Source organism: Streptomyces sp. NPDC054866, assembly GCF_053610745.1.
Map to the genome: position 1 here is coordinate 905719 of NZ_JBSGZA010000003.1, position 25913 is coordinate 931631.

Annotated in this window: 25 protein-coding genes and 2 tRNA genes; 16 read left to right on the plus strand and 11 right to left on the minus strand. The window is 69.7% G+C overall.

Annotation, left to right across the window (positions count from 1 at the left end):
- Positions 1 to 67: 67 nt before the first annotated feature.
- From ACWGI2_RS19480 to ACWGI2_RS19490, 3 genes are all read left to right on the plus strand, one after another.
- Positions 68 to 436, plus strand: a complete 369-nt coding sequence (locus ACWGI2_RS19480; protein ID WP_160507109.1) for a WhiB family transcriptional regulator — start codon at positions 68 to 70, stop codon at positions 434 to 436.
- Positions 433 to 756: a hypothetical protein gene (locus ACWGI2_RS19485; RefSeq protein WP_453696511.1), complete on the plus strand. Its 324-nt coding sequence runs from the start codon at positions 433 to 435 to the stop codon at positions 754 to 756. The genes ACWGI2_RS19480 and ACWGI2_RS19485 overlap by 4 nt, the downstream gene beginning before the upstream one ends.
- Before the next feature lie 121 nt (positions 757 to 877).
- Positions 878 to 1078 carry a hypothetical protein gene (locus ACWGI2_RS19490; RefSeq protein WP_453696512.1) on the plus strand — a complete coding sequence of 67 codons (201 nt, stop codon included), beginning with the start codon at positions 878 to 880 and terminating at the stop codon, positions 1076 to 1078.
- Between the two features lie 27 nt (positions 1079 to 1105).
- Here ACWGI2_RS19490 and ACWGI2_RS19495 read toward each other — a convergent pair whose 3' ends face one another.
- Both ACWGI2_RS19495 and ACWGI2_RS19500 read right to left on the minus strand, forming a co-directional pair.
- Positions 1106 to 2464, minus strand: coding sequence for an ABC1 kinase family protein (locus ACWGI2_RS19495; RefSeq protein WP_453696514.1), 1359 nt, complete (start codon positions 2462 to 2464; stop codon positions 1106 to 1108).
- 41 nt (positions 2465 to 2505) lie between these two features.
- On the minus strand, positions 2506 to 3654 hold the full coding sequence (locus ACWGI2_RS19500) for a ThiF family adenylyltransferase (RefSeq protein ID WP_453397823.1): 1149 nt from the start codon (positions 3652 to 3654) through the stop codon (positions 2506 to 2508).
- 216 nt (positions 3655 to 3870) lie between these two features.
- On the opposite strand from ACWGI2_RS19500, the gene ACWGI2_RS19505 reads away from it, so the two are divergent.
- The 4 genes from ACWGI2_RS19505 to ACWGI2_RS19520 all read left to right on the plus strand — a co-directional run bounded on the left by ACWGI2_RS19505 (position 3871) and on the right by ACWGI2_RS19520 (position 7755).
- Positions 3871 to 4467, plus strand: coding sequence for a M48 metallopeptidase family protein (locus ACWGI2_RS19505; RefSeq protein WP_453397824.1), 597 nt, complete (start codon positions 3871 to 3873; stop codon positions 4465 to 4467).
- Positions 4468 to 4584: 117 nt separating this feature from the next.
- Positions 4585 to 6291, plus strand: a complete 1707-nt coding sequence (locus ACWGI2_RS19510) for a TerD family protein (RefSeq protein WP_453696516.1) — start codon at positions 4585 to 4587, stop codon at positions 6289 to 6291.
- Positions 6292 to 6302: 11 nt separating this feature from the next.
- Entirely contained in the window at positions 6303 to 6983 is a 681-nt protein-coding gene (locus ACWGI2_RS19515; protein WP_453397826.1) for an AIM24 family protein, read from the plus strand.
- 16 nt (positions 6984 to 6999) lie between these two features.
- Positions 7000 to 7755 (plus strand): AIM24 family protein, encoded by a 756-nt coding sequence (locus tag ACWGI2_RS19520; RefSeq protein ID WP_453397827.1) that lies wholly within the window; start codon positions 7000 to 7002, stop codon positions 7753 to 7755.
- 97 nt (positions 7756 to 7852) lie between these two features.
- Here ACWGI2_RS19520 and ACWGI2_RS19525 read toward each other — a convergent pair whose 3' ends face one another.
- Entirely contained in the window at positions 7853 to 8383 is a 531-nt protein-coding gene (locus ACWGI2_RS19525; RefSeq protein WP_453696517.1) for an NUDIX hydrolase, read from the minus strand.
- Positions 8380 to 9849 (minus strand): zinc-dependent metalloprotease, encoded by a 1470-nt coding sequence (locus ACWGI2_RS19530; protein WP_453696518.1) that lies wholly within the window; start codon positions 9847 to 9849, stop codon positions 8380 to 8382. The genes ACWGI2_RS19525 and ACWGI2_RS19530 overlap by 4 nt, the downstream gene beginning before the upstream one ends.
- A gap of 191 nt (positions 9850 to 10040) precedes the next feature.
- Between ACWGI2_RS19530 and ACWGI2_RS19535 the strand changes: the two genes are divergently transcribed.
- From ACWGI2_RS19535 to ACWGI2_RS19550, 4 genes are all read left to right on the plus strand, one after another.
- Entirely contained in the window at positions 10041 to 11153 is a 1113-nt protein-coding gene (locus ACWGI2_RS19535; protein ID WP_160507120.1) for an NAD-dependent epimerase/dehydratase family protein, read from the plus strand.
- Between the two features lie 110 nt (positions 11154 to 11263).
- Entirely contained in the window at positions 11264 to 11728 is a 465-nt protein-coding gene (locus ACWGI2_RS19540) for a molybdenum cofactor biosynthesis protein MoaE (RefSeq protein ID WP_160507121.1), read from the plus strand.
- Positions 11729 to 11868: 140 nt separating this feature from the next.
- Positions 11869 to 12039, plus strand: a complete 171-nt coding sequence (locus tag ACWGI2_RS19545) for a hypothetical protein (RefSeq protein ID WP_202121319.1) — start codon at positions 11869 to 11871, stop codon at positions 12037 to 12039.
- Positions 12040 to 12105: 66 nt separating this feature from the next.
- Positions 12106 to 13194, plus strand: a complete 1089-nt coding sequence (locus ACWGI2_RS19550) for a YlbL family protein (RefSeq protein ID WP_453696519.1) — start codon at positions 12106 to 12108, stop codon at positions 13192 to 13194.
- 70 nt (positions 13195 to 13264) lie between these two features.
- Here the strand turns inward: ACWGI2_RS19550 and ACWGI2_RS19555 are convergent, their stop codons facing one another.
- On the minus strand, positions 13265 to 13807 hold the full coding sequence (locus tag ACWGI2_RS19555; RefSeq protein ID WP_453397831.1) for a PPA1309 family protein: 543 nt from the start codon (positions 13805 to 13807) through the stop codon (positions 13265 to 13267).
- Positions 13808 to 13953: 146 nt separating this feature from the next.
- On the opposite strand from ACWGI2_RS19555, the gene ACWGI2_RS19560 reads away from it, so the two are divergent.
- From ACWGI2_RS19560 to ACWGI2_RS19575, 4 genes are all read left to right on the plus strand, one after another.
- Positions 13954 to 16875, plus strand: a complete 2922-nt coding sequence (locus ACWGI2_RS19560) for a UPF0182 family membrane protein (RefSeq protein ID WP_453696778.1) — start codon at positions 13954 to 13956, stop codon at positions 16873 to 16875.
- A 50-nt stretch (positions 16876 to 16925) separates the two neighbouring features.
- Positions 16926 to 16999 (plus strand) — tRNA-Met (locus ACWGI2_RS19565).
- A 220-nt stretch (positions 17000 to 17219) separates the two neighbouring features.
- Entirely contained in the window at positions 17220 to 19016 is a 1797-nt protein-coding gene (locus tag ACWGI2_RS19570; protein WP_453696520.1) for a sel1 repeat family protein, read from the plus strand.
- Positions 19017 to 19107: 91 nt separating this feature from the next.
- A tRNA-Met gene (locus ACWGI2_RS19575) sits at positions 19108 to 19181 on the plus strand.
- 91 nt (positions 19182 to 19272) lie between these two features.
- On the opposite strand, the gene ACWGI2_RS19580 is transcribed toward ACWGI2_RS19575, so the two are convergent.
- From ACWGI2_RS19580 to ACWGI2_RS19595, 4 genes are all read right to left on the minus strand, one after another.
- Entirely contained in the window at positions 19273 to 20427 is a 1155-nt protein-coding gene (locus ACWGI2_RS19580) for an ABC transporter substrate-binding protein (RefSeq protein WP_453696522.1), read from the minus strand.
- A 68-nt stretch (positions 20428 to 20495) separates the two neighbouring features.
- Entirely contained in the window at positions 20496 to 21374 is an 879-nt protein-coding gene (locus ACWGI2_RS19585; RefSeq protein ID WP_453397833.1) for an ABC transporter permease, read from the minus strand.
- Entirely contained in the window at positions 21371 to 22165 is a 795-nt protein-coding gene (locus ACWGI2_RS19590) for an ABC transporter ATP-binding protein (RefSeq protein ID WP_453696524.1), read from the minus strand. The genes ACWGI2_RS19585 and ACWGI2_RS19590 overlap by 4 nt, the downstream gene beginning before the upstream one ends.
- A 175-nt stretch (positions 22166 to 22340) precedes the next feature.
- On the minus strand, positions 22341 to 22757 hold the full coding sequence (locus tag ACWGI2_RS19595) for a Fur family transcriptional regulator (RefSeq protein WP_453397835.1): 417 nt from the start codon (positions 22755 to 22757) through the stop codon (positions 22341 to 22343).
- Between the two features lie 126 nt (positions 22758 to 22883).
- Between ACWGI2_RS19595 and ACWGI2_RS19600 the strand changes: the two genes are divergently transcribed.
- Complete coding sequence (locus ACWGI2_RS19600; RefSeq protein ID WP_453398109.1) at positions 22884 to 24353, plus strand: catalase; 1470 nt, start codon at positions 22884 to 22886, stop codon at positions 24351 to 24353.
- Positions 24354 to 24436: 83 nt separating this feature from the next.
- Here ACWGI2_RS19600 and ACWGI2_RS19605 read toward each other — a convergent pair whose 3' ends face one another.
- The gene (locus ACWGI2_RS19605) at positions 24437 to 24838 is read right to left on the minus strand and encodes a CBS domain-containing protein (protein WP_453696525.1); all 402 of its coding nucleotides are present in this window, start codon (positions 24836 to 24838) and stop codon (positions 24437 to 24439) included.
- A gap of 146 nt (positions 24839 to 24984) precedes the next feature.
- The gene (gene hisN / locus ACWGI2_RS19610) at positions 24985 to 25785 is read right to left on the minus strand and encodes a histidinol-phosphatase (RefSeq protein ID WP_453397837.1); all 801 of its coding nucleotides are present in this window, start codon (positions 25783 to 25785) and stop codon (positions 24985 to 24987) included.
- Positions 25786 to 25913 lie beyond the last annotated feature (128 nt).

Consider the following 25913-nt stretch of genomic DNA (forward strand, 5'->3'; position numbering starts at 1 on the left):
CAAGACCCGGTACCAGCCGCCAACCGGCCGACCCAGGCCGGCACGACCAGACGAGGAAAACACCACCGTGCAACTCGAAGCGCACGCCCCGTCCGTACCGCCTTCAGAGACTCTCCCCCCGCCCGCTCCCACGGAGGACCCGACCTTGACTCCCCTGACCGCGCTCACCGCGCTCGACGACGCCATCGAGAACCTCGGCGTACCCGTTCCCTGCCGTGCCTACGACCCTGAGGTCTTCTTCGCCGAGTCGCCCGCCGACGTCGAGTACGCCAAGTCCCTCTGCCGTACCTGCCCGCTGATGGAGGCCTGCCTCGCCGGCGCCAAGGAGCGGCGTGAGCCGTGGGGCGTCTGGGGCGGCGAGCTCTTCGTCCAGGGTGTCGTCGTTGCCCGCAAGCGGCCGCGTGGCCGTCCGCGCAAGAACCCGGTTGCGGCATGAGCATCACCGGAACGATCGATCGCCCCCTGACGCACGACCCCAAGAAGCAGGCCCCGATGAAGGCAGCCACCGCCGAGCCCGCGCGCTCCGCAACCCCAGACTTCACCACCACCGGCGCGAACGACTCGCGCCAGAACAGGACCCGCGAGATGCAACTCATCCCAGAAGCCTTGGCTCGTGCGCATATGCACGAACGCATGCGTGAGGCCGAGGCCCAGCGCCCGGCCGCCCGCCTGATAGCGGCCCGCCGGATGCAGCGCCGCGCCGAGCGCGCGTCGCTGCGCGCCAGGCGCGCGCTCGCCATCGCCGTCATGCAGTGACGAGCCGGCCGACACGCTGACTGAGCTTCACCACGATGCCCGCGGGGGCCGGTCCGAACGGACCGGCCCCCGCGGTGCGTTGTGCCGGGCGAACCTCCGGGAGCGGCGATATGGTCGCCGGGTGGACCAGCAGACTCCTCAGCCCGCGGGCATCGAGAATGCCGAGAACCTCGTGTGTCACTGCTGCGGCAAGATCGCCGAAGGCGCGCCACCCACCTGGACCTGCTCCGTGGAGAACGGCGTCCGTCGCTACTTCTGCGACTCCTGCGCCCGCGAGAACCTCAGGGCCATCGAGGGACGCCTCGACTCCACCTGGTGGTGAGGCCTACCCCGTGGTGAGGCCTACCGCCTACCCGGTGGTGAGGTCCGCCTCATCCTCCGGCTCCTCCTCCAGGAAGCCCGGCAGCCACTCCTCGAGCTCTTCCCGCATCCGCACCGTAGCCCCGAGCTGACAGAGCACCCCGATCGTGCTCAACGTCACACGGTGGATCAGCAGATACGACGGCGGGAGGTTCAGCCGCTTGCCCAACTGATAGGCGGGGGACCGGGGATCGGCCACCCGCGCCGCCTGGCCGCGCATCCAGCCGCGGGTGAAGGTGAACTCCTCCACCAGCATCGGTTCGATGATCGGCAGCAGATAGTCGAGCACCGCGTCCGGTTCGAGCTCCACGGAATCCTGGACGAAGTCCTCCTCGCGCAACATCGCGTAGACCGCGTCGGCCTCGCCGTCGAGCGTCATCCGCAGGGAGCGGCCGATGGTCGGGGGGAGCCCCCCGGGCAGCCGGTCCACCGTGCCGAAGTCGAGGACCCCGAGCCGCCAGCCGTCCTTCTCGTCGGGCAGCAGACGGAAGTTGCCCGGATGCGGATCGGCGTGCAGCAGGCCGGTGCGCGCCGGACCCGAGAAGAGGAAACGGGCGAGGAGCTGTCCCGCCCGGTCCCGCTGCTCCTGCGTGCCGTCCGCGATCACGTCCGAGAGCGGAATCCCGTCGATCCACTCGGTCACCAGGACCTGCTCGCACTGATGCACCACATCGGGCACCACGACATCCGGATCGTCCGCGAACTCCTCGGCGTGCGCCCGCTGAGCCTGGGCCTCCAGGCTGTAGTCGAGCTCCTCGGAGACCCGGTCGCGCAGCTCCGCGATGAGGGGCTTGATGTCCATGCCCGGGATCAGCGGCCCCAGGAGCCGGGCGAACCTGCTGAGTTGGTTCAGGTCGGAGAGCAGCGCCTCGCCCGCCCCCGGATACTGCACCTTGACCGCGACCTCGCGCCCGTCCTTCCACACCGCCCGGTGGACCTGGCCTATCGAGGCGGCGGCGGCCGGCTTGTCCTCGAACTCCAGGAACAGCTCGCGCCAGTCCTCACCCAGCCGCTCAGCGAGCACGGCGTGCACGGTGCGCGTCGGCATCGGCGGCGCCGCTTCCTGCAGCTTCGTCAGCGCGGCGCGATACGGCCCCGCGACCTCCTCAGGCAGCGCCGACTCGAAGACCGACAGAGCCTGGCCGAACTTCATGGCCCCGCCCTTGAGCTCGCCGAGCACCTTGAACAGCTGCTCCGCCGTGCGCTGTTGCAGCTCACGGCCGACGATCTCCGCCGACTTGCCCCCGATCCGCTTGCCGAGCCCCCAGGTCGCCCGCCCGGCGAAGCCGAGTGGCAGCGCGGCCAGTTTGGCGGTACGGGTTACCGCCTTCCGGGGAAGATCAGACATGCGCCCCTCCAAGTCCCAGACAGCCACGCCCTCGCAGGCGGTTACCCGGCCATTGTGTCGTGCGGCTCTGTGTCCCTGGCGAGGTGTTCCCCCTTATCCACCACACCCGCCCCGCACGGGCACGTGAGATGCGGTGGCACCGGCCGTGCGTGCCAGTCGAATCCGGGCACGGACGCCTCCCAGCGAACCCCGGCGCTCGCCGGTGCCGCCCCGTCCAGAAAGGCCAGGGCATGCGCCGCGGCAAGGCCTGCGACCGTGGTCGACAGTGCCAGGTCGCATGCGTGCACATGGCGCGCGCGTCCCGAACGCCACTGCGCCAGCATGCGCGGCCAGGTCGGATCACGGTCCGCGCGATCCAGCGCCAGACACCCCGCGCAGGCTGTCGTCCCCGGCAGGACGAGCGGCCCGACCACTCCCGTTCCCTCGATCACACCCGCATAGAGATGAGGCGTCCCCGACGAGACGAGCGGCTCAGCGGTGAGCGGATCGGGTGCGTGGACGTCGAGCCCGTCCCGCGGGGCGATGATCACGAGGGAGAGACCCGGCTCCCCTTCGCCCGGCGCCTGAGTCTCCTTCCGGCCCCGGCGGTCCGGCCGGTCCGGAGCCGACCGCCGCACGACCTTCCGCGCCGCCGTGTCCCTGCGATGCCCCACCGCGTCGGCGGGCAGGCCACCCGGCGCCACATCCCAGGGTTCGACGACGCCCCCCTCCATCACGTCGACCTGCCCCACGCCCGCCCCGGACAGGACCGAGGCCACCACCGCCCCCACCCGGCCCGCTCCGCGGACCTGCACCCGCATCGCGCGACGCGCCGCCAGCTTTCTCATCCCGTCGCCCGGTTCGGGAGTCACGACCGACAGGGAGGCCAGATCCGGGCGCAGCCGGTCCATGGCCGACGTCCGTTTGCGCAAGGCGTCGGCTGCCGCGCCCCCTCCCGTCGCGTCGTCGATGAGCCCGGCTCTGGACAGTCGCCGCACGAGCTTGTCCACGTGATCGTCGGGCAGGCCCATCCGCTTGCCCTCGTCGCGCAGGAGCGGCAGCCCGCGTGTCCCGTCCAGGAGCTGGAGAAAGCTGCCCGTCGCCGTGTCGACAGGGCCGAGCACCAGGGCATGCGCGGGCGCCACGCCGAACTGGATGGTGTTCAGATCGCGCCAGCCGCGCCGCAGCGCCGGTTTCAAGATCGGATGCATGGTCTTCGTCCCCCGTGGTTCCCCGTGTTTTCGCCGGCGCTGTCCCCGTCCGCATCACCGGTCGACAGCCAGAATGCCCGCCCCGCCGGACAGTCGCCGAGCGTTGTCCACAGGCAGGGGGTATTCGTCGTACTAATCGATCGCACGGGGAGCGATACCCCGCCGAACCGTCCCGGAGGCGGGACTTCCCCCACGTCCAGCGGGTAACGTCGGGGCGTGCCCGCCGACCCACTGCACCGCGCCGGAAACCCACAGCGCAGCACGACCAGCCCGCCGTCACCCGGCCCGCGGACGAGCGCGGTCGAGGTCAGACGGAGCGCCCGCCGCCGCAGAACGGTCTCCGCGTACCGAGAGGGCGATCGCACCGTCGTGCTCATCCCCGCCCGCATGTCCGAGGCCGAGGAACAGCGCTGGGTCAACGTCATGCTCGACAAGCTCGCGGCCCAGGAGAGCAAGCGGGTCCTGGGCGACGCGGAACTCGCCGAGCGCGCCGAGCGTCTCTCCGAGCAGTACTTCGGCGGTCGCGCCAGACCCACGTCCGTTCGCTGGGTCACGAACCAGAACACCCGGTGGGGTTCGTGCACCCCGTCGGAAGGCAGCATCCGCCTTTCGCACCGGTTGCAGGGCATGCCCGAGTACGTCGTCGACTACGTCCTCGTCCACGAGCTCGCGCATCTCCTCGTCCCCGGTCACGGGCCCAATTTCTGGCAGCTCCTCGAGGCGTATCCCCGTACGGAGCGGGCTCGTGGGTACCTCGAAGGTGTGGTCGCGGCCGACCGGCTGCCCCATCTGCCGGCCGCCCGCGACGAGTGAACTTCCGCCGGGTGCGCGGGTTGTGTACCGGGTCTGTACCGGCTTGGTCCGCTGTCCGAGTTTGCGGTTAGCCTGGCGCGACGCATTTACATTCGGGATGGGGGACGGTCGTTACGTATGGCCAGGGAATTCCAACGCGGCCACAAGGCCAAGATCAGTGACCTCACCGCGGGGACCGATCTGTACGTAGGCGTGCAGATCTCCGCCCCCGGACTGAGCTTCGACATCAGCTGCTTCGGCCTGGACGCGGACGAGCGCCTGTCGGACGACAGTTACTTCATCTTCTTCAACCAGCCGAAGTCTCCCGAGGAGTCCATCCAGCTCCTCGGCGCGCAGGCCGGCGACACGGAGTCCTTCCGGGTCACGCTCGACCGCATCCCGGCGAAGATCCAGAAGCTGTCCTTCACGGCGACCATCGACGGCGCGGGACAGATGTCGCAGGTCGCCCCCGGGTACATCCGGATCGTCGCGGGCGGCGAGGAAGTGGCCCGCTACTCCTTCAACGGCGCGGAGTTCTCCACGGAGCGTGCCGTGATGCTGGGCGACTTCTACATGAAGGACGTCTGGCGGTTCGCCGCGATCGGCCAGGGCTTCGACGGAGGCCTCGACGCGCTCCTGAAGAACTTCGGTGGCGAGGTCGCCGAGGAGGAGCCCGCGCCGCAGGCACCGCAGGCCACCGGCGCCCCGGCCTTCGCACCGCCCGGCCAGGCCGCCGCACCGCCCGCCTTCGGCGCCCCCGCTGCACCCGCCCAAACCCCGGCACCGGCGCCCGCTCCGGCCCCCGCGCCCGCCCCTGCTCCGGCCCAGAATTTCGCGCCGCCGCAGGGTGTCACTCCGCCGCCCGCCCCGGCCCCGGTGGACCCCTCGGTGCACGCCGCGCAGACCATCGTGGCGCCGATGAACCAGCCGCAGGGCGGCACGGTCCCGCCCCCGCCGGCCCCCACGCCGTACGGCCAGCCGGGACAGCCAGGCCAGCAGCCGCCGCAGCAGCCGCAGTTCGGCCAGGTCCCCGGCCAGTCGGCGCCCCCGCCGCCCGGTTACGGCCAGCAGCCGAGCGCCCCGATGCCGCCCGGCTACGGCCAGCAGCCCCCCGGCCAGTTCCCCGGCCAGCCCGCCGCCCCGTCCCCGTACGGAGCCGGAGCTCCCCAGGGCGCTCCGCAGCCCGGCGGCGTGGCAGCGGCTCTCGCCGCGTACCGCGAGGCCCCCACCGGGCAGCGCTGGACGCAGCAGAACGAGAAGCTGATCCGCGTCGACCTCGGCATCAGCGAGCAGGCCGTGCTCGCCCGGCAGGGCAGCATGGTGCTCTACCAGGGCAAGGTCGAATTCAGCTACAAGGGCGCGGGCTTCGCGGGCCGCGTCGTGGGCAACTCCACCGGCCAGGAGATGCAGTTGATGCGCTGCTCCGGCCGGGGCCAGGTCTTCCTCGCCGAGGCAGCCACCTACCTGCACCCCATCGAGCTCCAGGGGGACGCGATCTGCGTCTCCGCGGAGAACGTCCTCGCGTTCGACGAGTCCCTCCAGCACGAGGTGCGCAGGATCGAGGGCCACGGCATCCCCGGCGGCGCGCTGTTCGTGATGCAGTTCCAGGGCACTGGCACGGTCATCGTCAAGACACACGGTGTGCCCGTCGTCCTGCCCGTCACGCCGACGACGTTCGCCGACTGCCACGCCGTCGTCGCCTGGTCGGCGGCGTCCCAGGCGATCGTCTCCAGCCAGGTGCGGCTGCGCAGCAACGCGTACGCGGGCTCCACGGGGGAGAGCGTGAACCTCCAGTTCCGGGGCGCTCCCGGCAACTTCATCATCGTCCAGCCGTACGAGGTCTGAGGGAGCCCGTCATGAATCAGCAACTCGCGGGCTTTGCCCCGGCGCCTGTCGCCGCCCGTATGGAGAACCACGGCCACCACATGGTCAAGGTGGCGATGCAGACCGGAAACGACCTCCTCGCGCGCGTGGGTTCGATGGTCGCCTACGAAGGGTTCGTGCAGTACGAGCCCAATCCGCCCGCGGTCCGCCAGATCGCCAAGGAGTGGATGACCGGCGAAGGCGCACCTCTGATGAAGTGCTCCGGAGACGGCCTGCTCTATCTCGCCGACTACGGAGCCGACGTCGTCGTCATCAATCTGGCGGGCGACTCGCTCTCGGTGAACGGCACGAACCTCCTGGCCTTCGACGCGAACCTCCAGTGGGGTGTCGAGCGGGTCAAGGGCCTTGCCAAGTTCGCCGGTCAGGGCCTGTGGAACATCAAGATCTCCGGCCAGGGCTGGGTGGCGCTGACCTCCCGAGGCACCCCGATCGTCGTTGACTGCGGCCGCGGCGATGACGAGACGTACGTCGACCCGGACGCCCTGATCGCCTGGTCCCCGAACCTCAAGGTGAAGGGCAAGCGCAGCTTCAAGGCCGGTTCGCTCATCGGGCGCGGCAGTGGCGAGGCCTACCAGATGGGCTTCTCCGGAGAGGGCATCGTCGTCGTACAGCCCAGCGAGGACAGCACCGACCGTCTCCGAGCCCGGGGCTGAGGGGGAGCAACACACCATGCAGAGCCCACTTTTCGCGCACACCGAGCAGCAGACTCAGGAGCGCTACACCGTCCAGAACCCGCAGCTGCTGCGGGTCGCCCTCGCGGGCCACGACGACATCCTGGCCCGCAAGGGCGCCATGGTCGCCTATCAGGGTCTGGTCGAGTTCGACGCCGAGTACCAGAGCCAGGGCAACCAGCGGGCCCGCGCCCACACCGGCGAGGGCCTCGACCTGATGCGCTGCCACGGCCAGGGCACGGTCTATCTCGCCAACCTCGCCCAGTACATCCACGTGGTGGATGTGGACCAGGACGGCCTGACCGTGGACAGCAGCTATGTCCTCGCGCTCGACTCGTCGCTGACCCATCAGGTCATCGCCGTGGACAGCCAGTACGGCATCTCCGGCTCCGGCAAGTACCAGCTCAACATCACGGGCCGCGGCAAGGTCGCCCTGATGACCTCGGGGCAGCCGCTGATGCTCCAGGTCACGCCGGACCAGTACGTGAACGCCGACGCCGACGCGATCGTCGCCTGGTCCAACGGTCTGCGAGTGCAGATGCAGGCCCAGACGCACTCCTCGGGAGTGTGGCGGCGCCGCGGCAACACCGGTGAGGGCTGGGAGCTCAGCTTCATGGGCCAGGGCTACGCACTCGTCCAGCCGAGCGAGATGCTGCCGCCCCAGAACGCCGTGATCGGGCAGGGCGCCAGGGCTCAGTACGGCATGGGCCAGCAGGGCGCTCGGGGGCAGAATCAGGGCAACGTCTGGAGCTGAGCCTTCTCCGGGCGGGACGGAACCAAAAGGGGCGCGGAAAATCTGCGGGCCGGTTGTGGCTGGTCGCGCGGTTCCCCGCGCCCCTTACGGGGCACGGCTACAGCCGTGCCCTCGTTGCTTCCATCAGGCGTACCACCGACTCGTCCGCCACCCCCGCCACCTCGTCGTACGCGAACCAGCGCAGGTCCAGTGACTCGTCGCTGATCGCCTCGACGGCGTCGGCGGGAGCCAGGGCGGCGTACTGCACGTCCAGGTGCTGTGTGCAGGGCCTCGGGATCGGGTGGCGGTCCAGTCGGACGGGGCCTCCCGGCAGGAGCGTCAGGCCCGGCACACCCGACTCCTCCGTGGCCTCGCGCAGCGCCGCCGCGGCCAGGGTCGGGTCGCCCGGCTCGCAGTGGCCGCCCATCTGAAGCCACATCCGCAGCTTCTTGTGCAAGGTCAGCAGCACGCGCCCGCGCGCCGGGTCGATCACCAGGGCGCTGGCCGTCACATGCCCGTCCGTGCAGGCCTTCCACATGCCGTCCTCGGGGTGGGCGGCGAGATGGTCCAGGTAGTACTGGCGCAGCTCTTCCTGGTCCTCGTCCTCGTACCCCTTCAGGACGAGGACCGTGTCGTCGTACAGGCTCACTTGTCGCTGTCGCCCTTGTCCTCGCCCTTGTTTTCGTCCTTGGTGTCGCCGTCGTCCTCGGTGTCCTTCTTGAGGTCCGGCTTGGCGGAGCCGCCCGCTGCCTCGCCGAGCATCTTGTCCAGCTCGGAGAAGTCCAGCTGCTCGTGGTGCACGAAGCCGTCCGGGTCGTCCAGGTCCGAGGCCGTCGGCAGCATGTCCGGGTGGGCCCACAGGCCGTCGCGGCCGTCCACGCCGCGCGCGTCCGTGAGCGAGGCCCACAGGCGCGAGGCGTCACGCAGCCGGCGCGGGCGCAGCTCAAGGCCGATGAGCGTGGCGAACGTCTGCTCCGCGGGGCCGCCCGTCGCGCGGCGGCGGCGCAGCGTCTCACGGAGGGCGTCGGCGGACGACAGGCGGGGCTTGGCCGCAGCGTGCACGACCGCGTCCACCCAGCCCTCGACGAGCGCGAGAGCCGTCTCCAGGCGGGCCAGGGCGGCCTTCTGGGCGGGAGTGTCCTCGGGCTGGAACATGCCCTGCTGGAGCGCTTCCTGAAGCTGCTCGGGGTTCTGCGGGTCGAGCTGGCCGACCACGTCCTCCAGCTTGGCGGTGTCGACCTTGATGCCCCGGGCGTACCCCTCGACCGCGCCGAACAGATGCGAGCGCAGCCACGGCACGTGGGCGAAGAGCCGCTGGTGGGCGGCTTCGCGCAGCGCCAGGTAGAGCCGGACCTCCTCCTGGGCGATGCCCAGGTCCTTGCCGAAGGCCTCGACGTTCACCGGAAGCAGGGCGGCCTTGCCGGCCGGGCCGAGCGGCAGGCCGATGTCGGTGGAGCCGACGACCTCGCCCGCGAGCACGCCCACGGCCTGGCCGATCTGCTGGCCGAACATGGCGCCGCCCATGGAGCGCATCATCCCGATCAGCGGGCCCGCCATGGCCTGCATCTCCTCGGGGAGCACGTCACCCATGGCGAGGCCGACGCGCTCGGCGACCGGGTCGACCAGTTCCTTCCACACCGGGAGGGTCGCCTCGACCCACTCGGCGCGGCTCCAGGCCACGGCCACGCCGGAGCCGGACGGCAGGGACGTCGCGTCGTCGAGCCACAGGTCGGCGAGGCGGATGGCCTCCTCGACCGCGCCGCGCTCCGTGGGACCGACGCTCGCGTCCTTGGTGCCGTCGGGCGTCCCCTGGGAGACGGTCTGGCGGGCGATGTCCTTGGCCATGTCCCAGTTCACCGGGCCGCCCTCGTACGAGAGCATCTGGCCGAGCTGCTGGAACGCGGCGCCCAGGTCGTTCGGGTTCATCGAGCCGAACATGGCTGCGAACGGATTGTCACCGCCCGGGCCGCCCGCGCCGGGCAGGCCTCCGAAGCCGAACGGGTTCCCAGGGCCGCCTGCACCCTGTCCCCCTCCGGGGCTGTCCTTCTTCTTGCCCTCGTCGCCGTTCTCCGGCTCCTCCGGCGGAAGGCCGAATCCGAATGGGGTGTCACTCACGGGATTCCTCGGCTCGTCAGGCCGCCGGTACGGTTCCGGCGGCGGCTGCCTTACAACACCACCCAGCGTAGACACCGTGACGGGATCGGGCCTCAGTGCTCCGCCGACTCATGGCCTGCGGCAGGATGGATGCCACCTGGTACGTACGCGTCATTCGCGTACGTACTGAAGACAACCGCTGGAGACGCCTGGTGAGTTCCCCAGATCCACAGGTTCGCGCAGCGCGAAACCTTTCAACCCCGGCCCCCGTCCGAGGGCCCGTGGTCGCCGTCACCGGCGCCGCCTCCGGCGTGGGCGCGCTCCTGACCGAGCGCCTGGCCGCGTCCGAGGAGATCAAGCAGGTCGTTGCCATCGACGAGCGGCGGGGCGAGTGCGCCCAGGCCCAGTGGCACATCCTGGACGTCAGGGACCCGGCCATCGCCGAGAAGCTGCGGGGCGCGGACGTCGTGGTCCACCTCGCGCTCGATCTCGACCTGGAGACCGACGCCGCGGCCCGTACGGCGTACAACGTGCGCGGCACGCAGACCGTGCTGACGGCCGCCGCCGCGGCCGGTGTCCACCGCGTCGTGCTCTGCACGTCGGCGATGGTCTACGGAGCGCTGTCCGACAACGAACTTCCCCTCTCCGAAGACGCCGAACTGCGCGCCACCGCGGAGGCGACCGGTGTCGGTGACCTCCTGGAGGTCGAGCGCCTCGCCCGGCGCGCGCCCCGGGCCCACCCCGGTCTGAACGTCACCGTGGTGCGGCCCGCGATCCTGGTGGGCGGCACGGACACCGCGCTCACGCGGTACTTCGAGTCGCCCCGGCTGCTGGTGGTGGCCGGTTCGCGCCCCGCCTGGCAGTTCTGCCACGTCGAGGACCTGTGCAGCGCTCTTGAGTACGCCGTTCTGGAGAAGGTCGACGGGGAGCTGGCTGTGGGCTGCGACGGCTGGCTGGAGCAGGAAGAGGTCGAGGAGCTCAGCGAGATCCGGCGGATGGAGCTGCCCTCCACGGTGGCCCTGGGCGCGGCAGCGCGGCTGCACCGGATCGGTCTCACTCCGTCTCCGGCCGGTGACCTCGCGTACACGATGTACCCGTGGGTGGTCAGCGTCAGCAGGCTGCACGACGCGGGATGGCGGCCGCAGTGGACCAACGAGGAGGTCCTCGCGGAGCTGCTCGAGGAGGTCGCGGGGCGCCGGACCGTGGCGGGACGCAGGCTGGGCCGCAAGGACGCGACGGCCGCGGGCGCCGCGGGTGCGACGGTCGCGCTGCTGGGCGCCGCCGCGGTTGTGCGGCGTGCGCGGAAGGCGCGGCGCCGGATCTGAGACGTGGCCGGGCCCGGCCGCGGTCCTGTAGAGAGCTCCAACGCGGCACGCGCGCGTGCCGGGCGAAAGCGCTATTCCGTGATGTCCGTGCCGTGCGGCACCATGGCCGCATGGCACGCACCACGAACGACCACCCCGGCGAGCAGGCCGCGCAGGACCCCATCAGGCTCCTCGCGATCCGTGACGCACCGCTCTCCCTGGACGAGGTCTTCCGGGCCGTCGGCGACGACGCCGCGGGTGGCACGGCGCTCTTCGTGGGGACCGTGCGCAATCACGACGGCGGTGCGGACGTCGACGAGCTCGGCTATTCGACCCACCCGACGGCCGAGGCCGAGATGCGCCGGGTGGCCGAGAAGGTCGTCGCCGAATATCCGGTGCGCGCGCTGGCCGCCGTCCACCGCGTCGGCGACCTGGCGGTGGGGGACCTCGCGGTCGTCGTGGCGGTTTCCTGCCCGCACCGCGCGGAGGCCTTCGCCGCCTGCCGCAAGTTGATCGACGACCTCAAGCACGAAGTGCCGATCTGGAAGCACCAGCGCTTCTCCGACGGCCAGGAGGAGTGGGTCGGGGCCTGCTGAGGTCCTGCCGCCACCAACCGGCCAGTTGGCCCCAAGTGCTTCCGGTTGCGTAACCCGACCCCTGGCGTGAGCGTTGACGCAGCGGATGGTTAATCTGCTGATCAGTCAGTTGCGGTCGCTCAAGGGGTCGGGAGGTCGACATGGCATCACTTGCCTGGTTGCTGATTCCGTTTGCGGCAGCGGTCGGTGCGGGGCTGTGGGCTGCCTTGGCGGCGCGCAACCGGAAGTCCGGAAAGACCGGGGACCACACCGAGCTGAACGGCTACGCGGCCTTCCGCGAGGCGATGGAGAAGTCCCACTCCGGAACGTGAGGCCCCGGGCCCCGTACGGACTGGCCCCAGGGGTGCACTGACAGACAGGTCCCGTACTGTCGTTCCATGCCACGCCGCACCGCGACGATGCTCGCCTCCACCCTGATGCTGATCGCGCTGCTCTGCGCCGGAGTCCTCATCAAAGTGCCGTACTCGGAGATGTCCCCGGGTCCGACGGTGAACACCCTCGGCGACCACGGCGGCGAGCCGGTGCTGCAGATCTCCGGCCACAAGACCTATCCGACGACCGGTCACCTGAACATGACGACGGTCCGGGTCACGAGCGCCGACTACAACATGAACATCGCGGAGGCCGTGTACGGCTGGCTGGCCCACGACAACATCGTGGTGCCGCACGACACCCTCTACCCGAACGGCAAGACCGAGCAGCAGTCGACCCAGGAGAACGCCGAGGAGTTCAGCCAGTCCCAGGAGAGCGCCAAGGTCGCGGCGCTCAAGGAACTGGACCTCCCGGTGAAGTCCCAGGTCGTCGTCTCCACCGTCTTCAAGAACAGCCCCGCCGAGGGCAAGCTCCACGCCGGTGACGTCATCAGGAAGGTCGACGGCACGCCCGTGAAGGAGATGACGGACGTCGCCAAGCTGGTCACCAAGCACAAGCCCGGCCAGGACGTCGTCTTCAGTGTCGTCCCCGTCAAGGAGGCGGCCGCCGCCGAGAAGGCGGGCAAGGAGCCGACCCGGACGGACGAGGTCAAGATCACCACGGAGAAGGCGCAGGACGGCCGCGCGATCGTCGGCATCGAAGCCGGCACCGATCACACGTTCCCGTTCACGATCGACATCAAGCTCGCCGACGTCGGCGGCCCCAGCGCCGGACTGATGTTCGCGCTCGGCATCGTCGACAAGCTGACCCCGGAAGACCTCACCGGCGGCAAATTCGTGGCCGGCACCGGCACGATCGACGCTAAGGGCAAGGTCGGCCCGATCGGCGGCATCGGTATGAAGACGGTCGGCGCGCGCGCCAAGGGCGCCGAGTACTTCCTGACGCCGAAGGACAACTGCGCCACGGCCGCCAAGGACGTCCCCGACGGGCTCACGCTGGTCAAGGTGGACACCATCGACGACGCGGTCGACGCACTCGACGACATCCGCAAGGGCGACACCGCGGACCTGCCGCAGTGCACGGCGAAGAAGTAGCGGCACGGACCACGAAGACAGAAGTACGCGGGTGGGGCCGCCCCCACCCGCGTACGAGAACGTCGTGGTGTCAGTCGGCGAACGTGGCCGCCAGCGCGTCCGCGAGCCCCGGAACCAGGTCGGACCCCGTGAGGACCTCGGTGGGCGAGTCCTTCTCGCGCAGCCGCAGAGCCGACTCACGCGCACCGTCACGCAGCACCGCCACCGTCATGCGGACCTCCTGGCGGTCGGGGTGCTCGGCCACCCACTTCGCGAGCTGACCCTCGCTGAGGCCCTCCGGCACGGAGGTCTCCGCCGACGGCGGCAGCATCAGGCGCTCCACCGTGAGGGCGCAGCCCGCCACGGCGTCCGGCCAGGCGATGGTGCCGAGGAACTCGTCCAGCGGCTTGCCCTCCGGGATCTCCTCCTGCTCGATGGGGGTGAGGCCGGTTTCCTCGGGGGAGTTGTCGAGGCCGAGCTGGTTGGCGAGGCCGGGTTCTTGGGAGCGCAGTCGCGCCGTGTCGACGAGCGCGAAGAGGCGTGCGGGCCGGTCCCAGCCGATGCCGGACGCGTACTCATCGATCTCGAGTACGGCACGGGTGAGGGGGCTCGCTGCCATGGGAGTGTTGGACATGGTCACAATCCTGCCTCGTTAGTCCCGAGAAACGGGAACCGAGTAAAGCGTAGGTAAGTTGCATAGGTGTGGGTCCACGATCACAGGGCCCTGACGGACCAACAGAATCAACATCGAACTTCGAGGTGCGCACCTTGGCTTTCCAGATGCCGGACCGCGGCGGAGGCCCGACGGGGCCACGGATCAGAGTGGGCCGACCGTCCCGTCGCGTCCGGACCCTGCTCATGACACTGGGCATCCTGGCGGTACTCGCCATGGTGTTCGTCATGTTCGCGGGGTTCTGGACGGACTGGCTGTGGTACCGCTCGGTCAACTATTCGTCGGTCTTCACGACGACCTTGTGGACCAAGATCGGCCTGTTCTTCGTCTTCGGCCTCCTGATGGCGGCCGCGGTCGGACTGAACATCTGGCTGGCGCACCGGCTGCGCCCGCCGCTGAGCGCCATGTCGATGGAGCAGCAGAGCCTCGACCGGTACCGCATGAGCATCGCGCCGTACAAGAAGTGGCTGCTGCTCGGCATCGCCACGCTCGTCGGCCTGATCGCGGGCGCGTCCGCCGCGGGCCAGTGGCGCACGTGGCTCCTGTGGGTGAACGGCGTCTCCTTCGGTCAGAAGGACCCGCAGTTCCACCTGGACGTGTCGTTCTTCGCGTTCGACCTGCCCTGGTACCGCTTCCTGCTGGGCTTCGGCTTCGCGGCGACGGTGCTCTCCCTGATCGCCGCGGCCCTCACGCACTACCTGTACGGCGGGCTGCGGATCACCAGCCCCGGCGCGCGCGCCACGGCGGCGTCCACCGGGCACCTGTCGGTGCTGCTCGGCGTCTTCGTGACGCTCAAGGCAGTGGCGTACTGGCTCGACCGGTACGGCCTCGCGGTGAAGTCCAGCGACTTCAAGGCGACGGGCAACTGGACAGGCCTTCGCTACGTGGACGCGAACGCGTACCTGCCGGCGAAGACCATCCTGTTCTGCATCGCCGTCATCTGCGCCCTGCTCTTCTTCGGGACGCTGTGGCGGCGCACCTGGCAGCTTCCGGTCATCGGCTTCGGCCTGATGGTCCTCTCGGCCATCCTCATCGGCGGTCTGTACCCGGCCATCGTGCAGAAGTTCCAGGTCTCGCCGAACGAGCAGGCCAAGGAAGCGCCCTACATCCAGAAGAACATCAAGGCGACGCGCGACGCGTACGGCATCAGTGGCGTGAAGCCCGAGGACTACAAGGGCGCGGGCAAGGCCGACGAGGATCCCAAGAAGAAGCGCGACGACGCGGACTCGGCCGCCAACTACCGGCTGAACGACCCGAACATCGTCTCGCCGACGTTCCAGCAGCTGGAGCAGGAGCGCGAGTACTACCGCTTCCCGACGACCCTGGACGTGGACCGCTACAACGGCCAGGACACCGTCGTCGGTCTGCGTGAGCTGAGCCTCGACAAGCTCGACAAGCGCAACTGGATCAACGACCACTTCGCCTACACCCACGGCTACGGCATGGTCACGGCCAAGGGCACGGAGACGAAGAAGGGCTCCAAGGGCGCGCCGGACTTCACGAACTACGGCCTGCCGACCGCCGGCAACCTCGGCCAGTACGAGCAGCGGATCTACTACGGCGAGAAGACCACCCAGTACTCGATCGTGGGCGGGCCCCAGAAGGAGCTCGACTACGAAGAGGACGGCGGAGGCCAGAAGACCTACAGCTACAAGGGCAACAGCGGGGTCAACCTCTCCAACCCGATCAACCGAGCCGCGTACGCCGTGTCCTTCGGCGAACCGCAGATGCTGTACTCGGGCGCGATCGGCGAGGGGTCGCGGATTCTCTACAACCGCACACCCAAGGAGCGCGTCGAGTCGGTGGCTCCCTGGCTGACCATCGACGGCGACACGTATCCGACGGTCGTCGACGGCAAGATCCAGTGGGTCGTCGACGCCTATACGACGAGCAACGGCTATCCGTACGCCTCGCGGACCACGCTCGGCGACACCACGGCCGACTCGCTCTCCGAGTCCGACGACGCGCGCGCGGTGGTGGCCCAGCAGAACCGGGTCAACTACATCCGCAACTCGGTGAAGGCGACCGTCGACGCGTACACCGGAGAGGTCAAGCTCTACACCTGGGACGACAAGGACCCGGTCCTGAAGACCTGGAAGAAGGCGTTCCCGGACACCGTCAAGGACAAGGGTGAGATCCCCAAGGCCCTGATGGACCACCTGCGCTATCCCCAGGACATGTTCAAGGTGCAGCGCGAGCTCCTGACGCTCTACCACGTCACGGACCCCGGCCAGTTCTACAACGCGAGTGACGCCTGGCAGGTGCCGAACGACCCGACGAAGAAGGACAACAGCGCGGTCCCGCCGTACTACCTGTCCATGAAGACGCCGGGCCAGACGCAGCAGCAGTTCGCACTGACGACGACGTTCACCCCAAGCGGGCGCCCCAATCTGCGCGCCTTCATGACGGTCGACGCCGACGCCAGAAGCAAGGACTTCGGCAAGATGAAACTGCTGAGAGTCACGGGCGACGTGGACGGCCCGGAACAGGTCCAGAACAAGCTGAACTCGATGACCGAGGTCGGTAACTTCGTCCGGGACATGAAGGGCGCCGACTCCGACGTCCTCTACGGAAATCTGCTGACCGTGCCACTGGACGACGGGTTCCTCTACGTCGAGCCCGTGTACGTACAGGGACGTAAATCGGCGTATCCGCTCCTGAAGAAGGTGGCGGTGTCCTACGGTACGGAGACCGCGTTCGCGGACTCCCTGAGCGACGGCCTCAACCAGGTCTTCGGTGCCGAAGGGTCCACCAAGCCACCGGCCGACGAGGGCGACACGGACGAGCCGACCGAGCCGCCCAAGACGAACGACCCGACGGTGCAGGCCGCCCTCGACGACGCCCAGAAGGCGTTCGAGGACGGGCAGACGGCCCTGAAGGACGGCGACTGGAAGGCCTACGGCGAAGCGCAGGAGAAGCTCGAGGACGCCCTGCAGCGAGCCGAGGACGCCCAGGCAGCGGCGGACAAGAAGGACGACAAGAACGCGGACAAGAACGGCGACAAGGACGGCGACAAGAACGGCGGCTGACCAGCTGCGAAACACCCCCTCCGCGCCGTGGTACGGTTTGAACACAACGGCGCGGGGTGGAGCAGCTCGGTAGCTCGCTGGGCTCATAACCCAGAGGTCGCAGGTTCAAATCCTGTCCCCGCTACTAGAAGACGAAGGCCCGGATCCTTATCGGATCCGGGCCTTCGTCGTGTGTGACCGGGGTCCGTGGTGTCGTGCGCTGGTCTGTGCGAACCGTGCTCCGCCCGGGGGGAGTTGGGAAAACTGTGTTTCACTTATCTCTCTGTGGGCATGTCGACAAAACGCTGAAGTGACCTCACTGGCTGCGGTATACCAGGTGTACCCAGGTTGCAGGTGGTGCGACGATGGACGTTATGGGGGACAAGGCAACTCTGTTGGAGACAGGGCGGTTTATGCAGCCGGCCGACCGGGAGGATCCCGGGGCGGCCGCCGAGGAGATGCGCCATCGGCTGGCCGCCGAGGCCGGAGACGTCGACGCGATGAGCGTCCTCGGAAGCCTTCTGCTGCGCCGCGGTGATCTCGACGGGGCCGAATCTCTCCTGCGTGCTGCGACCGCCGAGGGCGACCGCGCCGCCGCCAACAACCTCGGAGTCCTCCTCCACCAGCGCGGATACGCCGACGAGGCGGCCGGCTGGTGGCGGGTCGCCGCCGTCGCCGGTTCCGCCGCGGCCGCGCACGCGCTCGGACGGCACCACCGCGAGCGCGGCGACGAGCCCGCCGCGGAGTACTGGCTGCGGCAGTCCGCCGAGCAGGGCCACGCCCTGGGCGCGTACGCCCTCGCCGATCTTCTGGAGCACCGCGGGGACGTCGGCGCCGAGCGCTGGATGCGGGCATCGGCCGAGCGCGGTCACCGCGAGGCCGCGTACCGCATCGCCCGCGCCCTCGACCGGCGCGCCACAGCCGAGCGCACCGAAGACGGAGGCGTACGTTCCGCTGCCGCCGAGGCCGAGCAGTGGTACCGCCAGGCCGCCGCGCGCGGTCACCGGCGGGCCGCGCTGCACCTCGGCGCGATCCTGGAGCAGCGCGGCGAGCTGAAGGAGGCGGGGCGCTGGTACCTGAACTCCGCGAAGGACGGGGAGGCGCGCGCCGCCTGCGCCCTCGGCTTCCTGCTGCGTGACGCGGGCGACGAGGAGAGCGCCGCCGTCTGGTGGCTGAAAGCAGCCCAGGACGGCGACGGGAACGCCGCGAACGCCCTGGGCGCGCTGCACGCCGAGCGGGGCGAGACCCAGACCGCCGAGCGGTGGTACAGGGCGGCCATGGACGCGGGCGACGTGAACGGCGCGTACAACCTCGGTCTGCTCTGCGCCGAGCAGGGGCGGACCGCGCAGGCCGACCAGTGGTACAGGCGCGCCGCGTACGCCGGTCACCGCGAGGCCGCCAACGCGCTCGCCGTGCTGCTGCTCCAGGGCGGCGACGCGGCCGGCGCCGAGCCGTGGTTCTCCAAGGCCGCGGAGGCTGGCAGCGTGGACGCGGCCTTCAACCTCGGGATTCTGTACGCGTCCCGTGACGACGAGGGCTCCGCCCTGCCCTGGTACGAGCGTGCGGCGGCCGCCGGGCACACCGAGGCCGCGCTTCAGGTCGGCACCGCGCGGCTGCGGGAGGGCGACGAGCAGGACGCCGAGCGGCATCTGCGGTGCGCTGCCGGTGGCGGCAGCGCGGAGGCGGCGTACCGGCTCGGCACCGTGCTCGACGCGCGGCGGTCCGCCGCGGGCCCGCCCGCCCTCGGGGAGCCCGCCGCGGAGAAGACCGAGTGCGAGGAGTGGTACGAGCGGGCGGCACAGCAGGGGCACCGGCGTGCGCAGGTCCGGGTCGGGATGCTGGCCGCGGGGCGCGGTGACGTCGTCGAGGCGGCGCGGTGGTACCGCCTCGCGGCGGACGCGGGCAGCCGGAACGGCGCGTTCAATCTGGGGCTGCTGCTTGCGCGTGAGGGCAGTGAGCCCGAGGCCGCGCTGTGGTGGACGCGGGCCGCTGACGCGGGGCACGGGCGGGCTGCGCTGCGGCTTGCGCTGCTTTACGCTCGGCGCGGGCAGCTGGTCGAGGGGCAGCGGTGGGCTTCCCGGGCCGTGGAGCTTGGGCCCGCTGAGGTTTCCGAGCGGGCGGCTCGCTTGCGCGAGGCGCTTCAGCAGGAGCTGACTGCCTGACCGCTGTGGGTGGGCACAGCCCACCCACAGCCAGCGCGCGGAACGGATTTGCGCTGGTCGTCGCGCTTGACGTACGGTTACAACACAACGGCGCGGGGTGGAGCAGCTCGGTAGCTCGCTGGGCTCATAACCCAGAGGTCGCAGGTTCAAATCCTGTCCCCGCTACTAAAGGCCAAGGGCCGGAAAGCTTTTCGAAGCTTTCCGGCCCTTGGTGCGTTACCGGCCCGTTTGTCCTGTGTGGTGCGTAACCGGTCCGCTACCGCTTGTGACCCACCGCCTCCTCGTACAGCTTGCGGTCCACCGCCTTCTCCTCCGGGACCTTGTCGCCCTCGGCGACGCCCGCGGCCTCGTACGCCGCCTGGAGCCGGTCCGTCGTGCCGGCCCGGATCTCCCAGTCCATGCGCAGTGACGGAGTCGACCTCAGGACCGCCTCGTCGGTCTTCAGGAGCTTCGCGAGCTCGGCCACGAAGGCCTTGTCCGCCTTGTAGTCACCGGCGAAGTACGTGTTCACGGTCCTGATGTACGCGCGCAGCAGCGCGACGCCCGCGTCCGGGTCCTTGGTCAGGAGGTTGGGGCCGAACAGGAGGCCGCCGAGCGGCTCGCCCCGAGGTTGCCCGCCGAGGAAGGCGTACTGCTTGTCGCCGTCGACCTTGCGCCAGACCGGGTCGAGGAGCCAGGCGGAGTCGGTGCCGCCGTTCTGGAGTGCCGTCAGGACGTCCGCCGAACCCAGCTGCTGGAACTGGATCTTGTCGAGGCCGCCGCCGTGCTTCTTCAGGGCCTTGCTCATGGGGTACGAGATGACCGAGCCCTTGCCGATCATGGTGCCGAGCTTGCGGCCCGCCATCGGGACGTGGTCCGCGCTCTCGCCCTTCTTCAGCTTCACCCACAGGCCGCTCTTGGACTTCGGGTCGGGGGAGAAGTTCCCGGCCGCCCACTTGATGGTGAAGCCGCCCGTGATGCCGTTCATGACGGCGGCCTCGGGGGCGGCCCACTGGGCGTCGATGTCTCCCTTGGCGAGGAGCGGGAGGGCATCGGGGGTGGGGAGCACCTTGAGGTGGACGTTCAAGCCCTCCTTCTTGAACTCGCCCTTCTGCACGGCCATTTGAAGGGGCGCGACGTACTCGGCGCTGAGTGTGCCGGTCGCGATGGTGAGGCTGCGCTCCTTGGGCAGGGGGCGCGGGGCCGGGGCGCCCTTGTCGCAGCGGGCGGGCGCGCGGTCCTTGGCGAGGTCGGACGGGTCCGTCCAACTGCCCTTGCCGCAGCCGGGGACCGCCTTGATGGTGCGGGGCTTCGCGGGCGCTGCCGAGTCCGTGGTGTCGTCCTCCTTCGCGCAGCCCGCGGAGGCGAGCAGCGCGCCCGCCACGAGCAGCGTGAGGGCAGCGACGCCAGGGGTGCGGATGCGGGTGTGCATGGAGCCTCCGTACGCGTACGAATGGTTCATGACAGCTGGTACATGACTGCTGGTTCATGGCTGCTGCTTCAGGACTGGCTTCTGCCGCGGTCGCGCGGGGCCCACGGGGTGAGCAACCGGCCCGCGATCCGCACCAGTTCGGAGAAGACGACGCCGAGCACGGCCACGCACACGATGCCGACGAACATCACGTCGTTCTGGAAGAGCGCCCGGGAGTCGAAGATCAGGTGGCCGAGGCCGTTCGACGCCGCGATCTGCTCCGACGCCACGATCACCAGGACCGCGACGCCCGCCGCGATCCGCGCGCCCACGAGCACGGCGGGCAGCGAGGCGGGCAGCAGGACGTGGCGGAACATCTGCCACGGCGACGCGCCGAAGACCTGGCCCGCGTCGCGGTGTCCGGACGGTACGGCGAGCACGGCCGCCATCGTCGAGATCCACACGAAGAAGAAGACGGTGGCCGCCACGAGCGCGATCTGCGGGCCTTCCCCGAGGCCGAACATGTTCAGGAAGACGGGCAGCAGGGCCAGCTTCGGTACGACGTACAGCGCGTCCAGGAGCGGTTCGAGCGCCGCGCGTACGAGGGAGAGCGAGCCCATGAGGAGGCCGAGCGCGTAGCCGGTGACCGTGCCGATCGCGTAGCCGGCGAGCACGCGCTTGAGCGTGGCCCAGACGTCGGGCCACAGGTCGCCGTCCGCCGCGCGCTCCCAGCCGTCCTCGAGGATGGTCTGGGGAGCGGGGTAGACGCGGTCGTCGATCCAGGCCTGGGTGGCGGCCAGCTGCCAGAGGAGGATCAGGGCGAGGGGGACGGCTACGGCGAGGCCGATCTCCAGGGTGCGGCGCCTGCGGTGGGTGCGGGCGGGGTGCAGCTCCTGGGGGCCGGGCTTGCGGACGAGCACGCCGTCCTGGGGTTCTCCGGGCGCTTTGGGTGAGGTGGTCGTCGTCATGCCACGGCCGCCTCGTCCTGCGAGCCCTCGCGGACCACCTCGCCACGCAGCAGGTCCCACAACTCGCCCTTGAGGGCGGTGAATTCAGGGGTCGCGCGTACGTCTCCGGTGCGGGGCCTCGGGAACGGAGGGCGGTGTTCGGCGATGATGCGGCCCGGCCGGGCGGACATGACCAGGACGCGGTCGCCGAGGACGATCGCCTCTTCGAGGCTGTGGGTGATGAAGAGGGTGGTGGTGCGGGTGGTCTGGGTGAGGTCGAGGAGCTCGTCCTGGAGGATCGTGCGGAGCTGGGCGTCCAGGGCCGCGAACGGCTCGTCCATCAGGAGGATCTCGGGCTCCACGGCCAGGGCGCGGGCGATGGCCACGCGTTGGCGCATGCCGCCGGAGAGGGTGGCGGGGTAGGCGTCGGCGAAGTCGGCGAGGCCTAAGCGGGTCAGCAGGGCCGTGGCGCGGGCGTTTGCTTCTTTTCGCGGTACGCGCTGGATGTCCAGGCCGAAGCGGACGTTGGCCTGGACGGTCTTCCAGTCGTAGATGCCGTAGTCCTGGAAGATCATCGCGGCGGGTCGCTGCGCGGCTGTGCGGATGGTCAGCTCGCCCCTGCTGGGGCGCAGTAAGCCTGCGGCTATGCGGAGCAGCGTTGATTTTCCGCAGCCTGAGGGGCCGACTATGCAGGCGAATTCACCTGGGGCGATGGTGAGGTCCAGCGGGCCCAGGGCGTCCACGGCCTTGGCGCCGCGGCCGAACGTTCTCGTTACTGCGTGGGCTTCTAGTTTGGGGTGCGGATCTCCCACGGTGTCTCCTTGCGGAGGGCAGGCGGATGTTGGGCGCCGCCGACCATATGACGCACCGTCAGATTCCGGAAGAGGTCTGCTCTGGCTGAGATTCGCTGCCGTGTGCGGATCGTGGGTGGTTTGTGCCCACCCGTTCCGCCCTGCGGAACGCCTGCCCACAAACCAGGCGAAAGCCTTACGCCCCCGCGCAGTTCGGGCACGTGCCCCTGTAGGTGACGTCCGCGCCCTCGATCGTGAAGCCGAAGCGTTCCGAGTCAGGGAGGCTGCTCAGGGGGTTGCCCGTGGGGTGGACGTCGCGGATCGTGCCGCACTTCGCGCACACCAGGTGCTGGTGGGGGCGGTGGGCGTTCGGGTCGTACCGCTTGGCCCTGCGGTCCGTCGAGACCTCGAGGACCTCGCCGATGGTCACCAGCTCGCCCAGGGTGTTGTAGACGGTCGCCCGGGAGATCTCGGGCAGCTTGTCCACGGCGCGGGCGTGCACCTCGTCCGCGGTCAGGTGTACGTGGTCCCCGTCGAGGACCTCGGCCACGACGCGCCGCTGCGCGGTCATGCGCCAGCCGCGGCCGCGCAGTCGTTCCAACAGGTCGCTCATGAGAACCAGCCTAGCAGGCGAGGAGCCTAACTCCCGACGAGGTGTGACTTTGGATGTTCACTTGACTTAGACAAAGTCCATCGTAGGATCGGGTTCAGCGAAACCCAAGGACAGGACTTGCAGGAAATGACGCAGGAGGCGCACGTGACGCAGGGACCGCTCACCACGGAGGCCGGCGCGCCGGTCGCTGACAACCAGAACAGCGAGACCGCTGGTGTCGGCGGTCCGGTTCTCGTCCAGGACCAGGCGCTGCTCGAGAAGCTCGCGCACTTCAACCGCGAGCGCATCCCGGAGCGCATCGTCCACGCGCGCGGCGCCGGTGCGTACGGCACCTTCACGCTGACCCGCGACGTCTCGCAGTGGACGCGTGCGAAGTTCCTCTCCGAGGTCGGCAAGCAGACGGAGACCTTCCTCCGCTTCTCCACCGTCGCCGGCAACCTCGGCTCGGCCGACGCCGTGCGCGACCCCCGTGGCTTCGCGCTGAAGTTCTACACGGAGGAGGGGAACTACGACCTGGTCGGGAACAACACCCCCGTCTTCTTCATCAAGGACGCCATCAAGTTCCCCGACTTCATCCACACGCAGAAGCGCGACCCGTACACGGGCTCGCAGGAAGCCGACAACGTCTGGGACTTCTGGGGCCTGAGCCCCGAGTCGACCCACCAGGTCACCTGGCTCTTCGGCGACCGCGGCATCCCGGCGACGCTGCGCCACATGAACGGGTACGGCTCGCACACGTACCAGTGGAACAACGAGGCCGGCGAGGTCTTCTGGGTCAAGTACCACTTCAAGACCGACCAGGGCATCAAGAACCTGACGGCGGCCGACGCGGCGAAGCTCGCGGGTGAGGACCCCGACTCCCACCAGCGCGACCTGCGCGAGGCCATCGAGCGCGGCGACTTCCCGTCCTGGACCGTGCAGGTGCAGATCATGCCGGCGGCCGAAGCGGCGACGTACCGCTTCAATCCGTTCGACCTCACCAAGGTGTGGCCGCACGAGGACTACCCGCCGATCGAGATCGGCAAGCTGGAGCTCAACCGCAACCCGGAGAACATCTTCGCCGAGGTCGAGCAGAGCATTTTCAGTCCCGCGCACTTCGTGCCGGGCATCGGTCCCTCGCCCGACAAGATGCTCCAGGGCCGCCTCTTCGCGTACGGCGACGCCCACCGCTACCGCGTCGGCATCAACGCCGACCACCTGCCGGTGAACCGCCCGCACGCCACCGAGGCGCGCACCAACTCGCGTGACGGCGCGCTGTACGACGGCCGCCACAAGGGCGCGAAGAACTACGAGCCGAACTCCTTCGGCGGCCCGTTCCAGACGGACCGGCCGCTCTGGGTGACCACCCCGGTCAGTGGTGGCACGGGCAACCACGAGGCGCCCTCGCACGCCGAGGACAACGACTTCGTGCAGGCGGGCAACCTCTACCGCAAGATGTCCGAGGACGAGAAGGCACGGCTGATCGAGAACCTCGCGGGCAACATCGCGGGTGTCTCGCGCGACGACATCGCCGAGCGCGCGATCAACAACTTCCGTCAGGCGGACGGCGACTTCGGCAAGCGTCTTGAGGCCGCGGTCCAGGCCCTGCGCGGCTGAGACCGTTTGTCGTAGGGAGAACAGGCGGGCCGGATCCCTTCGGGGGTCCGGCCCGCCTGCCGTTCACGGGTCGCGGGGAGTGCTCAGGCCGTGAGCGTGGGCGCGGGGCGCCTGCTCGGGGCCCAGCAGCGGATGATGTCGCGGACCGAGACGATGCCGGTCGGTTCGTTCCCGTCCATCACGATCAGGTGCCGGAAGCCGCCGTGCGCCATGGCGTCGGCCGCCTCCTCCAGGGTCCATGACGGGGCGGCGAAGACGACATCGGTCGTGGTGTGGGTGCCGGCGGTCTCGGTGTCGGGGTTCTGGCCGAGTCCCAGCGAGATGAGGACGTCGCGCTCGGTCAGGATTCCCAGACCGGAGTTGTCGGAGTCGAGGACGACGGCCGCGCCGACGCGGCGCGTCGACATCAGACGCGCGGCCTGGCGCAGTGTGTGGGCGGGACCGATGGTGAGGACCACCGTGCTCATGGCGTCGCGGACGAGCATGGGCTTGAGCCACCTCCTGAGTGGACCGCAAGAGAAGCGATTCACAAGTTCACAAGTGGGGGGACTCTCAGAGTCGCAGCCATGCGGGTCGTCAACAAGGGGGCGCGTGCTGCCAGTTCAGGGCGTGCGCCAAAGGGACGTACGCCTCAGTAGCGCTGGTTGAGGTAGCCGAGCAGCTCGTCGTGGAGCAGGCCGTTCGACGCCGCGGCGTTGCCGCTGTGCGGGCCGGGAGCGCCGTCGAGGCCGGTGAAGGTGCCGCCCGCCTCGGTCACGATGATCGCGGTCGCCGCCATGTCCCAGAGCGAGAGCTCGGGCTCCGCGCAGATGTCGACCGAACCCTCGGCGACCATCATGTACGGCCAGAAGTCGCCGTAGCCACGCGTGCGCCAGACCGCGCGCGTGAGGTCCATGAACCCGTCCAGGCGGCCCTGCTCCTCCCAGCCCGTGAGCGAGGAGTACGCGAACGAGGCGTCCTGGAGCCGCGAGACCTTGGAGGCGTGGAGCCTGGTCGCGGAGGTCAGGCTGCGCCCGGTGTAGGCGCCCGCGCCCTTCGCGGCCCACCAGCGTCGGCCGAGCGCGGGCGCCGACACGACACCCACCACCGGCTGGAAGCCGCCCTCGCCCGCCTCCATCAGGGAGATCAGCGTGGCCCAGACCGGCACCCCGCGTACGTAGTTCTTGGTGCCGTCGATCGGGTCGATCACCCAGCGGCGGGGGCCCGTGCCCTCGACTCCGAACTCCTCACCGAGGATCGCGTCGCGCGGCCGGCCCCGCTTCAGGTTCGAGCGGATCAGCTCCTCGGCCGTTTTGTCCGCCTCGCTCACCGGCGTCATGTCCGGCTTGGTCTCGACCTTGAGGTCGAGAGCCTTGAACCGGTCCATCGTCGCGGCGTCGGCGGCGTCCGCGAGGACGTGGGCAAGACGCAGATCATCGTGGTAGTCGGGCATGAGTGAACAGTATCGATCTCGTTGTGCCTGAGCCACAGCGCCGTATGTCCGGGCCATTCCGGGACATGACGCATACCGTGCCAGGTCGCGCCGGGCCTATTGACACCGCTCCAGAGCACGTCAACTCT